Origin of the sequence: Corynebacterium sp. CCUG 61414 (assembly GCF_024453945.1) — a bacterium.
Classification (GTDB): domain Bacteria; phylum Actinomycetota; class Actinomycetes; order Mycobacteriales; family Mycobacteriaceae; genus Corynebacterium; species Corynebacterium pseudogenitalium.
The window spans coordinates 137,936-152,038 of record NZ_JAGPYU010000004.1 but is presented as its reverse complement, the minus strand read 5'-3'; the positions used below and the strand labels follow the sequence as shown (position 1 = coordinate 152,038).

14 protein-coding genes are annotated in these 14,103 nt (G+C 62.2%); 6 read left to right on the top strand and 8 right to left on the bottom strand.

All coding sequences use genetic code 11. The features are described 5' to 3' along the window. Genes KBX14_RS05365 through KBX14_RS05355 form a run of 3 tightly spaced genes read right to left on the bottom strand, consistent with a single transcriptional unit; the run spans position 1 to position 2,117 of the window. Positions 1-348: a metallopeptidase family protein gene (locus KBX14_RS05365; RefSeq protein WP_070363411.1), complete on the bottom strand. Its 348-nt coding sequence runs from the start codon at positions 346-348 to the stop codon at positions 1-3. Next, the gene (locus KBX14_RS05360) at positions 348-1,364 is read right to left on the bottom strand and encodes a septum formation family protein (protein ID WP_070361756.1); all 1,017 of its coding nucleotides are present in this window, start codon (positions 1,362-1,364) and stop codon (positions 348-350) included. Before KBX14_RS05360 ends, KBX14_RS05365 begins: the two co-directional genes overlap by 1 nt. Before the next feature lie 3 nt (positions 1,365-1,367). After that, positions 1,368-2,117 (bottom strand): GntR family transcriptional regulator, encoded by a 750-nt coding sequence (locus KBX14_RS05355; RefSeq protein ID WP_256005688.1) that lies wholly within the window; start codon positions 2,115-2,117, stop codon positions 1,368-1,370. 88 nt (positions 2,118-2,205) lie between these two features. Here KBX14_RS05355 and serS point away from each other — a divergent pair, with 88 nt between their 5' ends. From serS to glpK, 4 genes are read left to right on the top strand one after another with little or no spacing between them, the layout of a single operon-like run. After that, on the top strand, positions 2,206-3,459 hold the full coding sequence (gene serS / locus KBX14_RS05350; RefSeq protein ID WP_070361757.1) for a serine--tRNA ligase: 1,254 nt from the start codon (positions 2,206-2,208) through the stop codon (positions 3,457-3,459). Then, positions 3,459-4,280, top strand: a complete 822-nt coding sequence (locus KBX14_RS05345) for a 1-acyl-sn-glycerol-3-phosphate acyltransferase (protein ID WP_070361758.1) — start codon at positions 3,459-3,461, stop codon at positions 4,278-4,280. Before serS ends, KBX14_RS05345 begins: the two co-directional genes overlap by 1 nt. Before the next feature lies 1 nt (position 4,281). Beyond that, positions 4,282-5,109, top strand: a complete 828-nt coding sequence (locus KBX14_RS05340) for an HAD family hydrolase (protein WP_070361759.1) — start codon at positions 4,282-4,284, stop codon at positions 5,107-5,109. Between the two features lie 3 nt (positions 5,110-5,112). After that, entirely contained in the window at positions 5,113-6,573 is a 1,461-nt protein-coding gene (gene glpK / locus KBX14_RS05335; RefSeq protein WP_256005686.1) for a glycerol kinase GlpK, read from the top strand. 13 nt (positions 6,574-6,586) lie between these two features. Here the strand turns inward: glpK and KBX14_RS05330 are convergent, their stop codons facing one another. After that, positions 6,587-8,422: an N-acetylmuramoyl-L-alanine amidase gene (locus KBX14_RS05330; RefSeq protein WP_256041998.1), complete on the bottom strand. Its 1,836-nt coding sequence runs from the start codon at positions 8,420-8,422 to the stop codon at positions 6,587-6,589. Between the two features lie 184 nt (positions 8,423-8,606). On the opposite strand from KBX14_RS05330, the gene glf reads away from it, so the two are divergent. Continuing rightward, the gene (gene glf, locus KBX14_RS05325) at positions 8,607-9,785 is read left to right on the top strand and encodes a UDP-galactopyranose mutase (protein WP_070361762.1); all 1,179 of its coding nucleotides are present in this window, start codon (positions 8,607-8,609) and stop codon (positions 9,783-9,785) included. Between the two features lie 242 nt (positions 9,786-10,027). Here the strand turns inward: glf and KBX14_RS05320 are convergent, their stop codons facing one another. From KBX14_RS05320 to KBX14_RS05305, 4 genes are all read right to left on the bottom strand, one after another. Then, entirely contained in the window at positions 10,028-10,165 is a 138-nt protein-coding gene (locus KBX14_RS05320) for a hypothetical protein (RefSeq protein WP_256041997.1), read from the bottom strand. Positions 10,166-10,210: 45 nt separating this feature from the next. Further along, the gene (locus KBX14_RS05315; RefSeq protein ID WP_256041996.1) at positions 10,211-11,365 is read right to left on the bottom strand and encodes a Fic family protein; all 1,155 of its coding nucleotides are present in this window, start codon (positions 11,363-11,365) and stop codon (positions 10,211-10,213) included. A 395-nt stretch (positions 11,366-11,760) separates the two neighbouring features. Beyond that, entirely contained in the window at positions 11,761-12,477 is a 717-nt protein-coding gene (locus KBX14_RS05310; RefSeq protein WP_256000760.1) for a hypothetical protein, read from the bottom strand. A gap of 134 nt (positions 12,478-12,611) precedes the next feature. After that, entirely contained in the window at positions 12,612-12,833 is a 222-nt protein-coding gene (locus KBX14_RS05305) for a PspC domain-containing protein (RefSeq protein WP_256041995.1), read from the bottom strand. Positions 12,834-13,189: 356 nt separating this feature from the next. Between KBX14_RS05305 and KBX14_RS11290 the strand changes: the two genes are divergently transcribed. Next, on the top strand, positions 13,190-14,092 hold the full coding sequence (locus KBX14_RS11290) for a siderophore-interacting protein (protein ID WP_256041994.1): 903 nt from the start codon (positions 13,190-13,192) through the stop codon (positions 14,090-14,092). The last annotated feature ends 11 nt before the right edge of the window (positions 14,093-14,103 follow it).

Sequence of the window (14,103 nt, the reverse complement as noted above, 5' to 3'; positions counted from 1 at the left end):
CTAACCCCAGCCGAGTTCGTGCAGCTCGTGCTCCTCGAGCCCGAAGTAGTGGCCGACCTCGTGGAGGACGGTCACCTTTACTTCGTGGCGCAGTTCTTCTTCGTCGCTGCACATCGCCTCGAGTGCGTCCTTGTACACGAATACCGCGTCCGGCAGGAACCCGCTGTGGTTTGAGTGCTGCTCAGTAAGGGGGATGCCCTCAAACAGTCCGAGTAGCATGGGTTCGTCCGGGTTGAAGTCGCGGGCCAGCACCACCATGTTCGTCATGTGGCGGGCGAACTCCTCGGGGATGGTGTCCAGGGCGTCGTTGATCATCTCCTCGAAGGCGTCCTGGCTGACCGGCTCCATCATGGTCGGGGCTGCTCCTCCCGAAGCGGGCGGCGCTCGGGACGCTCCGGTGGCGGGTTGCCGTCGATCTTGAGCACTTCGCGCCCGGCGGTCGCGGACCCGGTCAGGGTAGCGAACTGCCCCTCCGGATTCGAAAAGACCAGCGCGCAGTTCACGCTGTGCGAGCCACCTTCCCATGCGGACGGCTTCTGCGTGGTCCAGAACGGCTGCAGCGCGATCTGGTAGAGGTTTTCCTCCGCGCCCATGTACTTCTGGGCGGCGTCGGTGCATACGTCGCGAAGGTGGTTGTCCTGCTCCTCGATGCTCGGGGTGTGGTCGGGGAAAACCGGTGCGAGGTCCACCGTGCTGGTGATCTCCATCTGGTGTGGCTCGTTGCAATCCACGCTGCTCAGGCTGGAGGTGCCGTCGATGGCTACGCACTCCCCGGGATTAAAGGTGCGCGCCTGGTCCTGCTCGGACACGCGGCCCGTGGTCAGGATTGGGGTGCCGTCGCGGTCGGTTTCCTGCAGGCCGCACAGCATGGTGCGGTCACCCTCTTCCCACGCGGCCGCGGGTGGCAGGATCGGCGCGATGGAGTAGCGCCCGTTCGGGTCGAAGGCGCCGTTGAGGTAGCGCAGGGTTGCGCCTCCGCACAGCTCCTCGCGCAGCTGTGCCTGGCGGGTCTGGTTCGGCATCGGCGCAGACGGCCCGAACTCGGAGGTGGGATAGGTGGCCAGGTCCTCGCGCGCGGAGATTTCAAAGCGGTGCTCGAGTGCGCAGTCGGTTTGCTCGAAGGCGGTGATGTGGCCCTCGGCATCGGCTTCCCAGGTCAGGCAGGCGCCTTGGTCCGCCGTGGTGAACGGCGCTGGCTTGTTCTTGCTCTGTCGCTTCGGAGTGGACGTCGATACCCCAGATGCATCAGTGCCGCCTTGCGGCGCGGGTGAGGCGTTGTAGGTGTAGGAGCCGAAGCCGACCGCACCCGCGAGCAGCGCGACGAGAAAGCCGCGCAGCGCTGTTGTCCTGCTAGCCATGTGCATTTCCTATCCCTCGAGGTTGCGCAGTACCTGTGTGTGCAGACTATAACGATCCGTCCGGTACACACTGGCACAGTATTCCACACGTGTGCCATGGCTTTGCGCATAGCGCACGATTCGCAGCAGCGCGCGGTTCGCCGGCACCTCGAGTAACGGGGCGACGGTCGCGCCGGCATTCACGGCGGTCACGGTCTGCTCAGCTTTGGTGATGCCGAGGTTGTAACGCTTATCGAGTACCTCGTACACCGACGCCTGCAGGTCGTGTTCCAGCAGGTCGGGGACCAGCTCGCCGTTGTACCAGCCGTCGTCGACGGCGTAGGGTTGGGCGTCGCCAAGCCGGAGGCGACGCAGGTGGATGTGCTCTGTGTGCGGCGGGGTGCCGAAGTACTCAGCGACTTCTTGAGGCGCTGGCGCGCGCTCCGCCAGCAAAATACTTGACGACGCCACTACGCCCTGCGCCTGCATCTCCTCAGAAAAACTTGCCAGCTGCAGCTTGCTCACCAGCGGGCTCGGCGCCACGAACGTGCCCTTGCCCCGGACTCGGCGGAGTTTCCCCTGGGCGACGAGATCCCCGATCGCGCGACGCACCGTGATGCGGGAGACGTTATAGGTTTCTTCGAGGGCGCGTTCGCCGGGCAGCGGGTCTCCTGGAGACAGCTCATTGCGGCAGTACTCTTCGAGGATGATGCGCAGCTGCGCGTGTTTCGGGAGGGGGCCTTCCTGGATTTCGGTGGGGGGCTGCTCGGGCGTGGACATACCCCCACCATAGCGCACTGGTTATTACCAGAGCGGGGCGGCGGCGCAGGTGGCGTATGGAGGGGCGGAACCGGGTAGAGTTGTGTGCGTGATTGATCTGAAATTTCTGCGCGAGAATGCAAACGACGTCCGAGAGTCCCAAACCGCCCGTGGCGAGGATCCCTCCCTCGTCGATCAGCTGCTAGCGGCCGACGAGCAGCGCCGCGAGGCTATCCAGGCAGCAGATGAGCTGCGTGCGGAGCAGAAGGCCTTCGGCAAGAAGATTGGCCAGGCTTCCCCGGAGGAGCGCCCGGCGCTGCTCGAGGGCTCGAACGAACTCAAGGCTAAGGTGAAGGCCGCCGAGGCCAAGCAGGCTGAGGCAGAGCAGGCCGTGCAGGACTTGCAGTACAAGATCCCGAACCCGATCCAGGGCGCACCGGCTGGCGGCGAGGAGGACTTCGTGGTCCTCGAGCACGTCGGCGAGGTCCCGACCTTCGACTTTGAGGTGAAGGACCACCTCGAGCTGGGTGAGAACCTCGGGATTATTGACATGAAGCGTGGCACCAAGGTTGGCGGCGCGCGCTTCTACTACCTGGTCGGCGACGGCGCCTGGATGCAGCTGGGCATGATGATGCTCGCCGCGCAGAAAGCCCGCGAGGCCGGCTTCAAGGTCATGATCCCGCCGGTCCTGGTCCGCCCGGACGTCATGCAGGGTACTGGTTTCCTTGACGAGCATGACGAGGAGATCTACTACCTCGAGCGCGACGACCTTTACCTGGTTGGCACCTCTGAGGTGGCGCTGGCCGGCTACCACACCGACGAAATTATTGACCTCTCGGACGGCCCGCTGCTCTATGCCGGCTGGTCCAGCTGCTTCCGCCGCGAGGCCGGCTCCTATGGCAAGGACACCCGCGGTATCCTGCGCGTCCACCAGTTCGACAAGCTGGAGATGTTCGCGTACTGCAAGCCTGAGGACGCCGAAGAGATGCACCAGAAGCTGCTCGGACTCGAGCGCGAGATGCTCGCCGCAGTCGAGGTGCCGTACCGCATTATCGACGTCGCCGCTGGTGACCTCGGCTCGTCCGCTGCACGCAAGTTCGACACCGAGGCGTGGGTGCCGTCGCAAGATACGTACCGCGAGCTGACGTCGACCTCGAACTGCACCACGTTCCAGGCGCGCCGCCTGTCCATCCGCTACCGCGACGAGAACGGCAAGACCCAGACCGCCGCCACCTTGAACGGCACGCTCGCGACGACGCGCTGGCTCGTCGCCATCCTCGAGAACAACCAGCAGGCCGACGGCTCCGTGAAGGTGCCTGAGGCGCTGCGCCCGTGGGTTGGGAAGGACGTACTGGTTCCCTAATGCGCACGATTGATGGACTGTTTGAAGTAGCAGACGGCTATACCGCCCCGCGGCCGCACAGCGGTGATATGCAGAACCGCTTCTACCAGCGGATTGTGCGCGCGGCAAAGCGCTACTTCCGGTTCGCCGGGACGAAGGCGACGGTCCACGGCCTCGAGCACGTCCCGCTGGACGGCGGGGCGATGCTGGCGATCAACCACACCGGCTACCTTGACTTCATGCTGGCGGGCATTGGCCCGTACCTGCGCGGGGAGCGCCTGGTGCGGTTCATGGCGAAGAAGGAAGTCTTCGGCATTCCGGTGCTGCGGTGGCTGCTGCGCAACATGGGGCACGTCCCTGTGGACCGCTCGGCGGGCGCCGGGGCTATCGACGCCGCCGTTGCCGCCCTGCGCGAAGGGGCGATCGTCGGCATCTTCCCGGAGGGCACGATTTCGCGCTCCTTCGAGATTGCGGACTTTAAGACGGGCGCCGTGCGCATCGCTCGCCAGGCCGGAGTGCCGCTCGTGCCCTGCGTGATCTGGGGCTCCCAGCGCCTGTGGACCAAAGACCAGCCGAAACGGCTCGGACGCTCGGGCATTCCGGTCATCATCCGCTACGGGGAACCCGTTGCTGTCGACGGCACCGTTGAAGAAGCCACGGGTAGGCTCAAGGCAGCGATGGAAGCCATGCTGGAGACCACCCGCGCCGAATACGAAACGCGCTTCGGACCCTTCGAGCCCGGCGAGCCATGGATGCCGGCCTCGCTCGGAGGGAGCGCACCGACTCTTGAAGAAGCAGCCGAAATTCGCCGAAAAGAACGCGAGGCAAAGAAAGGGAAATAACATGAACGCCCCCAGCCTGATCATCAGTGACATCGATGGCACATTCCTCAACTCCTACGGACGGGTGACACCTCGTCTGCTGGAGGTCGTCGCGCGGGCTGTGCGCGGCGGAACCAAGTTCGGGCTGGCCACCGGGCGCCCCCACCGCTGGCTGCTGCCGGTGCTCGAGCAGCTGCCGTTCGAGCCGGTCTGTGTGGCCGCCAACGGCGCCGTCATCTACGACCCAGAACACGACGAAGTGGTGAAATCCTTCGCGCTGTCCCCGGAGAGTATGCAGGAGACCGTGGAGGTCGTCGAAAAGGTGATGGGGGAAGCCGACGTGACCGTGGGCTACGGGGTGGAACGGCTGAGCCAGAGCGCGCTCGACCCGGAGGAAGAGTGCTTCCTGATCACGCCGGAGTACAACCCGGACGCCTGGGACGCCCGCTTCGGCGTCGTCCACGTCGAGGAGCTGCTGGCAGAACCTGCGGCGAAGCTGCTCGTGCGCTGCCCGGACCTGATGGCAGCAGAGATGTTCGACATGATCGCCCCCGAGATCGACCAGGACATCGCGCACGTGACCTACTCCATGGAGGAGGGGCTGCTCGAGTTCTCGCGCCCCGGCGTGACCAAGGCGGCAGGTGTTTCCTACCTGGCGGCCCAATACGGGATCGACCCGTCTCAGGTGGTGGCGTTCGGCGACATGCAAAACGATGTTGAGATGCTGGCGTGGGCCGGCATGGGCGTTGCCATGGGCAACGCGACGGACGCGGTGAAGGACGCCGCTGATATTGTGACCGCATCGAATGATGAAGACGGCGTGGCACAAGTACTGGAGCACTGGTTTTAACTCATGACGTTGCTGGCGGCTATTGATCAAGGCACAACATCAACCCGGTTCGTAGTCGCCACTACGGGCGGCAAGGTGATCGCGCAGGCGCAGTTCGAGCACCGGCAGATCCTGCCGCGCGAAGGCTGGGTCGAGCACGACCCACTCGAGATCTGGCGCAACACGCGCCGCGCCATGAGCGACGCCGTGGCCAGCGCAGATATCGACGAAGCCGCCATCGCCACTTTGGGCCTGACCAACCAGCGTGAAACCGCCGTCATCTGGGAACGCGCAACCGGCATGCCCATCTACAACGCCATCGTGTGGCAGGACACCCGCACCTCCTACGACGGCGACGCCACCGAGTTCCAGGCCACCACCGGGCTGCTGCGCAACTCGTACCCGGCCGGGCCGAAGTGGGCCTGGATCCTCGACCACGTCGACGGCGCCCGCGAGCGTGCTGCCCGTGGCGAGCTGCTCGCAGGCACCATGGATACCTGGCTGATCTGGAACCTCACCGGCGGCCAGCGCGACCCTGACAACGCACTGCACGTCACCGACGTCACGAACGCCAGCCGCACCCTCCTGATGGACCTGGAAACCCTCCAGTGGGACCCCGACCTGTGCGAAGCCATCGGCGTGCCGCCCGAAATCCTGCCGGAGATCCGCCCGTCCGTCGGCGACTTCGGCCAGGTCCGCAACCGGGGTCCGCTGGCCAACGTGCCCATTTGCGGCGTGCTCGGCGACCAGCAGTCGGCGCTCTTCGGCCAAGGCGGCCTCGAAGAGGGTGCTGCGAAGATGACCTACGGCACCGGCCTGTTCATGCTGCTCAACACCGGCACCACGCCCACCTTCAGCGAGACCGGCATGCTCAGCACCGTTGCCTACCAGTGCGCCGGGCAGCCCGCCGTCTACGCCCTGGAGGGCTCCGTCGCGGTGGGCGGATCGCTCATCCAGTGGCTTCGCGACCAGCTCGGGATCCTGCGCACCGCCGCCGAATCCGAGAAACTCGCCAGCGAGGTCCAGGACAGCGGCGGTGTCGTCATCGTGCCTGCGTTCTCCGGGCTGTTCGCGCCGCGCTGGCGCCCGGACGCCCGCGGCGTCATCACCGGTCTGACCCGCTTCGTGGACCGCCGCCACATCGCGCGCGCCGCCCTCGAAGCAACATGCCTACAGACCCGCGAGGTCGTCGAAGCGATGGGCGTCGAACTGCGCGAGCTGCGCGTCGACGGCGGCATGACCTCCAACGACCTCCTCATGCAGATGCAGGCCGACATCCTGGGCACCCGCGTCGTGCGCCCCGGCAACATCGAAACCACCGTCATGGGGGCAGCGTCGGCAGCGGGGATGGGCGCCGGGCTTCTCGACGCCCCACTCTCCCTCGGCACGCCCACAACCTGGGAAGATACGGCAAACGCGGCGACTCGCGAAGTGCTTGTCGCCGCGTGGGAAGATGCGGTACGCCGTTCCTATAACCTTGCCTAGCCGCTAGCCGTTGCTAGTGCACGCCAATGTTGATGGTGTTGGTGTGCTGGTTGTACGTGATGTCGCCGCCTTGGAAGTCGACGCGGAAGAGGCCGTCGCCAATCGGGTGCTCGGAGTTGACCGGCAGGCCGAGCGGGCCGGCGTCGAGACCTTGCTGGAGCCAGGCGTTCGCGATCTTCGTGAACATCGTGAACGCTTCGCCCTTCGCGTTGCGCACGGCGATGCCGTTCTGGAAGAAGCCGAAGTCGTTGCCGCCCACGCCGCCGACGCCACCGATGACGGCGCCGAGCGTCGGCTCGAACTGCTTCCACACCGCAGCCAGGTCGTTCTGGCCAGCGAACTTCAGCATCGGCTCGATGTACGGGGCGATCTGCTGCAGCGTCAGCCCCGGAGCGATCTCCACACCTGCGAGGTTCTGGATGCCTCCCGGCAGCAGGTCGTTCGCCTTCGCGTACAGGAAGATCAGGCCAGCCAAGGTGCCGACGGCCGCTGCGATCGCCACCGCGTCACCCGAGGCAATACCTGACAGGGAAATGTTGTCGGAGGAGCCCGAGTTGGTCACCTGGGTCGTGGTGCCGTCAGGGTTCGTGACGGTGCCTGACTCCTTCTTCCCGGAGCCCAGTGCGTCGAGCAGGTCGCCGACCGTGGTGTCGGTGGCTGGACCCGTGTAATCACCCGGTGGGGTGAACTCGGAAGAGTTCTTCAGCGCGCGGTACTTCGTGTTCGCAATCGTGCGAACCGTGTTCATCCGGTCGTAGAGGTTCTGGCCTGGGCACTCGTTGTAGTGGAAGTCCCGGTGCGCGTTGATGTTCGGGAACATCCCGCCCTGGCCGGCGCGGTACTTGCTGCCCTTGAAATCGAAGTCAGCGTAGTGGTAGCTCGAACCCATCGGGTCGAACCCGGAGACAGCAGCCTTCCAGCCGATGATGTCGCCCAGCGCCTGCAGCGACGCCTGCGTCGGCACCGCGGTCTGGTAGTTGCCCAGCACGGACACGCCCCAGGTGTTCTGGTTGAAGCCACCCACGTGCGCGCCCTGGACCGCACGGTCGAGTCCGCCGTAGCGGCCCTCGTAGATGTTGCCGTACTTATCCACCATGGCGTTGTAGCCCACATCGCCCCAGCCCAGGGTGTAGGTGTGGTAGTTCCAGATGCCGCGGACGATGCCCGGCGCCTGCGCCTCGGTGTAGTTGTTGGAACCAGCGGTGTGGTGGACCGTCGCGGCCGTGACCGGCGCGGTGTACGTCGGGTTGCTGTTCTTGCCCGCACCCCACTGTGCGCGCGTGATCACCTTCGGCATGCCGTAGGTGTAGGAGTCCACGACTGGTTTGATGTTGCCGTTGACGGTGCCGGTGCCGCCGTCGATAAATACGGCCTGGATGTCGGTGGCCGTATTCGGTGCAGTGGAGTCCTTGCGGCCGTTCTCCAGGAGATCGACGTTGCCCGTGGAGACCTGAACACGCTTCGTCGGCTCCACGAAGATCGGCTCGGTGCCAAACGTGTCGGTGCCGGGTGCTGCATCGAGCGGATCCATCTCGAACCACTCCGTCCAGCTGCCGTCGGCACGCTGGGCACGCACGTAGGCGACGATGTCGCGGTCGCCCTTCCACGTCAGGCCAAACAGCGTGAACTCGCGGTCGCGGGTGAACTCCTTGACCACACGACGCTCCTCGGTCTCCCCGCCCTGGGTGCGCACCGCTGCGTCATCCACGGTGATATTCGCACCCTTGGCGAAGGACTCGCTGGCGTTATAGACGTCCATCTGCGCCGGTGCCGCTGACTGGACCTGGACAATGTGGTTGCCGCCGAACGCTCCGGCGACAACGAGGGCCACGGACATCACCGCAGCCATGAGAGGGCGCACCCTGCTGGGGGACCCGTTCAGGCGTTTGCGTTGTTGCACGATTCAACTCCTGTGGCTATAGGGATAAAGGTTACTCCAGTGAAGTGTAGTGCAAGTTAAAGTCTCAAGTGAATCTTGAGGCTTGGCGTGTCGTGCGGAGGGGCGTCGAAAAGAAATGTGACAAAATGGCCGTATGACTTACGACCTCATTGTTGTTGGATCCGGATTCTTCGGCCTCACCGTGGCAGAGCAAGCCGCCAGCGAGCTGGGTAAGCGGGTGCTCGTGGTGGAGAAGCGCAACCACATCGGCGGCAACGCCTACTCCGAAAAGGAGCCGGAAACCGGCATTGAGGTGCACAAGTACGGTGCGCACCTCTTCCACACCTCCAACGAGCGCGTGTGGGAGTACGTCAATCGCTTCACCTCCTTTACCGACTACCAGCACCGCGTCTTCGCGATGCACGACGGCACCGCCTACCAGTTCCCAATGGGTCTGGGCCTGATCAACCAGTTCTTCGGTAAGTACTACTCGCCGGACGAGGCCCGCAAGCTGATCGAAGAACAGCGCGAGGGTCGCGACCCCGCCGAGGCTACGAACCTCGAAGAGCGTGGCATTGCGCTGATCGGCAAGCCGCTGTACGAGGCATTTGTGAAGCACTACACCGCCAAGCAGTGGCAGACCGATCCCACCGAACTACCGCCGGAAATCATCTCCCGCCTGCCAGTTCGCTACACCTTCAACAACCGCTACTTCAACGACAAGTACGAAGGCCTGCCCGTCGACGGCTACGCCGCCTGGCTCGAGAACATGGCCGATCACGAACTTATCGACGTCCGCCTCGACACCGACTGGTTCGACATCCGCGACGAGTTCACCGGCATCCCAGTGGTCTACACCGGGCCGCTCGATCGCTACTTCGACTACGCCGAAGGCCACCTCGGTTGGCGCACCCTCGACTTCGAACAGGAAGTACTGGACACAGGCGACTTCCAGGGCACCTCGGTGATGAACTACAACGACGCTGACGTCCCCTACACCCGCATCCACGAGTTCCGCCACTTCCATCCAGAGCGCACCGAGTACCCAACGGACAAGACGGTGATCGTGAAGGAGTACTCCCGCTTCGCCACCGACGACGACGAGGTGTACTACCCAATCAACACCCCTGAAGACCGCGCCAAGCTGCTGAAATACCGCGAACTCGCCGCCGAGGAATCCCGCAAGAACGGCGTCCTGTTCGGCGGCCGCCTGGGTACCTACCAGTACCTGGACATGCACATGGCCATCGGCGCTGCCCTGTCCCTGTTCGACAATCACCTGCGCCCCCACTTCGAGGACGGCGAGCCGCTGGACCAGAAGCGCGGGCACTAGGGGTTCGCTTGGGGTTTCGGCGGGGTCTTGAGGGGTGAGTGCCAAAGGACGCACCCGTTTATATCTAGAACATTTCTTACCTGCTAGTTTGAATGTCTAGGGTAATTCGGGTTGTGTCTATTGGCACTCTTTCTCTTGTACGCGCACCAAATTCCCGCGTCGACTTCGCGCGACCTGGGGAAACGTCTCGGCGCCCAACCGAAATTCGGGGATTTGGTGCGCGGGTCGCTCTTGGCCCTACGCTACGGCTTCTTCCTATCGGTGATGCGTACCAGGCAGCCAGCGGCTGCGCCCACCAGCGTGGCCCACAGAATATTCGGCACAGGTCCTGCCACGATCAGTGCGATGCGTGCCAGCGCCGCCGTTGCCATCAAGGCCAACCAAGTGATTCTCGCCGAAGGTATCGCGGCGCTGGGCTCTGCGTCTCAAGTGCGTCGCCTCCGCTCGGCGAACTCATCGAGCAAATCCAACACGTCGGGGGCTCGCCAGGCGCGGGTGCGTCTGTCCAGCTGTGCTCCGGTAACGATGCCGACCTGCGCGAGTGCTTCGAGCGCATTTCCTGCTGAGGTCTGCGTCGCTCCTAATTCCTCTACCACAATCCGCGTGGTGATTACCGGCCGCTGCAACAACAACGGGAGCACTCTCCATACAAGGGCATCGGAGCGTGCGGCCAACTGTTGCTTCCACTCATCCAGCAGCGTATTCAGTTCATCTGCGATCCACGTGCCGTACTCGACGGCTTCGAGCGCACTTGCTGCGAAAAGGTTGACGATTTGGTCGGCGTCACCTTGCCGGTATGCGTCCAGTGCAGCAAAGTAGTCATCAATATGGGATAGCAAACCTGCAGAGATTGGCACCGACCCATTGACACTGATGCCGTGGGTTTTCAGCAACACATGAACGAGGGTTCTCCCTGTCCTCCCGTTTCCGTCAGGGAAGGGATGGATGGTTTCCAATTGAGCGTGTGCGATCGCGGCCTGCGCTAACGCTGGGATGTCGCGGCGCGACATGAACCTCTCCAGATCCGCCAACAGCTCCGGTACATGATCGTGGTGCGGCGGAACGAACAATGCACCGCCCGGGTGGTGGTTGTACGGTCCACCGATCCACACCGGCTGCTCGCGCAGGCGACCTGCGATCCTCGGTGCAGTGTCCTGCAGAAGCACACTGTGCATCGCCAACAACGTTTCAGTTGTTGCTGTATCAACTGCAATCACCCGTTGCATCTGTCGAACATTCGCCACGATCAGCTTTGCATTGGCCGACCCCGAACCAGAAAGTTCCGCTTCAAATATCTTGCGAGACGAGGAGGTAAGTTGTTCAATTCTACTCGATGCGACGGCTTCACCGCGCAGCAAAAGTGGGATAAAAGGAATGAGGTCTGTGGCGTGTGTGGCGTCGAAACGCGTCACCGCGATGGTTGCTCGATCCGCGGCTGCAAGCGTTTCAGGGCGTAGCTGCAATTCCTCGTCAGCGATGCGCGGGACTATGGCGCTCTCGTATTTTCGCGGCGTACATAGCTGCGCCCGACGCGATATATTCTCGGTTGCAGCCTGCCACGGCAAAGTCTCATAAGTCACACTCGGCCACACCATACGTCATAAGTTAGCATGCAAAGTTGTGATGTCGTACCTAACCTATAAACTTAGACATCTATCCTTTGCTATTTGAAGCAACATCAAAGGATAGGTGGAAAGCGCACCTGCTCCCAATGATTGCCTCACCATCTGTACCGAATGGGTGAACAATTGCCAGCCTGGGCATGATGGCAGTGTCTAGAGCATCTGTCAGGGCGAAGTGGCATGGGCGCTCGGTTGAGGGCTTTGTGCTGTCGGTGGGGATGGACCTCCAAAATGACGAGTGAAACCATTTCAAAGTGCCGAACGTGCTGGTAGAAGACTATGAGCGGGTAGTGCTATCGATCTGATCGGTGCAGATCCGCCGGAAGGCACAAGCCACGCTTACACGTTTTTCCTCAGCAGCTGCGCGGGGATTCGCTGCGCGATGCTTGCTTCAGCAGATGTTCGCGGGTGCCTGCGCGGATAATCTCGAGAATGCAAGCAACCTTGACGGCAAGCTGCACCTCGTGGAGCATGTATGCCTCGAATGGGAGTACGGAATAAAACATTTGCGCAGCTTGAATAATGACCACAGCGCCAACCAGGTACTTCCAATTCATCTCATAAAACGCGAGCGTGGCCAGGGTACAGACGGTGCCTACCAAGATTGCCTCCGGGGACGGCCACGCATGGGCAGTGAGTAGCCGCCCCGCAGTAAGAATGAGAAAAGCGGCCGTGATCGCGCCGGGCATCGATAGCCTGCTCGTGTCTTGACGAAGTACTAACACGGGATTGGCCTGCTCTATGTGGGAAATGATGAGGACGTAGATTCCTGCGAGCAGTAACCCTGCCGGAAGCGGAATCCAAACGTGTATAAACGATTCTGGGCTGGGGGCCAGGACCATGGGCACAATGATTGCGATGAGACCTAGCAGGCCGGCTGCGCTGGAGATAACAGCAAACTTCCGAGGTAGCGGCCGCAAGAGCAGTGCCACTATTCCAAACACCAACGCGGAAAATGGCCCGAAGGTGCTGATGATGCTTCCTATCAGTGATTCAGGCTCCGATGCTGTATCCGGAACTTCGAGGAAGTAGTCGAGAAGGATGGCTAGTAACGGAAGGAAATGAAACATGTGGAAACACCTAGCGGCATGTAGCTACTAATAGGTATGCCATAAATGTACGGGACTGCACCTGTACGTGTAGGACGTTGCCGATAGATTCGGTGGCGCGCGGTACCTGGCACGCCACCTCGTCTCTTGGCTGGTCAGCTTGCAGGTTGTTCAGTTTCCGGCGGCTCAGGGCTATCGTCGAGCGGATACAACAACCACTGGAGGATATAGGTGGCAATGGCGGGCAAGCTAAATAGTTGCGCTACTGCGTACCACCAACGGATTGTTTCTGGGCTGCGACCGTAGCGTTCTGCGAGCCCCGCACAGACTCCTGCAATGACGCGTCCGCGTGATGTCCTGTAGTAAGGCCTGCGCATGTTATTCCCTTCAGCCGAAATGGCGGGTCGAAATCACTGTGTCAGAGCTTAATGGATGGGTGCCGACGACGATATGAACAACGAGCGCGCTCACTCCTGGTGACAGGGAAGCTCAGGGCCGCTTGCGTCGGACAAGCACTAAACCGGTTCCGATCAGTGCGTCCTACCCATCGCTAAAGAGAATGTATCCGCCTTTTACTTCGCCGGGTCGACGAACGTCGATACGAGGTAGCGGTTGATGATGCCCCTGCTGTCACCTGCTTTGAAGGTGGCTAGCCGACTCCAGCTACGCGGGCGCTAGGGGACTGCGCACTTCACACTTTCTATAGGTTAGGCAAGCCTATATAATTTACGGGGTGAGTTTTAGGTCTTTTCTTGCAACCGTCGTCCGGAGTGAACGTATTGCGCCGAGTTTCCAGCGGGTGACGTTCACCGGGGTCGACGCCATGGGGCCCGCCGTTCCGATCAGAGATTTGCGTATCAAGCTGCTGATCCCGCCTGCCAGCGGTCTGTTCGAGCTTCCCGAAGAGGGGTGGTGGGACACATGGCGTGCGATGCCGGAGCACACGCGCGGACACCTGCGTACCTATTCCATTCGGGAGTTCCGGCGAAGTGCTGACAGCCCTGACGAAGTGGATGTGGATTTTGTTTTGCACAGCGATAGTCCCGGTCCCGCCTCGGCGTGGGCACAAGACGCTCACCCTGGACAGCAGCTGCTGATTATTGGACCAACCCGCGACGATGATTCCGGTGTTGGTATTGAATTTAACCCCGGATCTGCTGGGATTGCCCGTCTTTACGGCGATGAAACCGCGTTGCCTGCAATGGCTCGTATCCTGGAGGATTGGCCCGAGGGGCTCGCTGGTTCGGTTGATATCGAGGTGCCCGCCGGCAATCACCTGCCCATCGACTTCCCTTCACAGGTTGATGTCCGGTGGCATTTTCGTGCAGAGGGGGACTTCGACTATGGAGGCTTGCTTCTTGCGCAGCTGAAACAGGAAGTTGGATCCCGTTGTGCCTCCGCTTCGTTGGAAAATGGAGAACCTGGTCTTGTGGATGAAGCCCAGCTCGATGAAGTCTGGGAGACACCCACGTATTCCAGCAGTGGAGAATTGATAGGTCCCACGTCGGATACTGCAGGGCACACCTATTACTGGATCGCAGGGAAGAACACGGCTGTGACGGCGATGCGGCGGCTCCTGGTGAAAGAGGCGGGTGTGCCTCGCCACCACGTGTCGTTTATGGGGTATTGGCGATAACGGGGTTACAA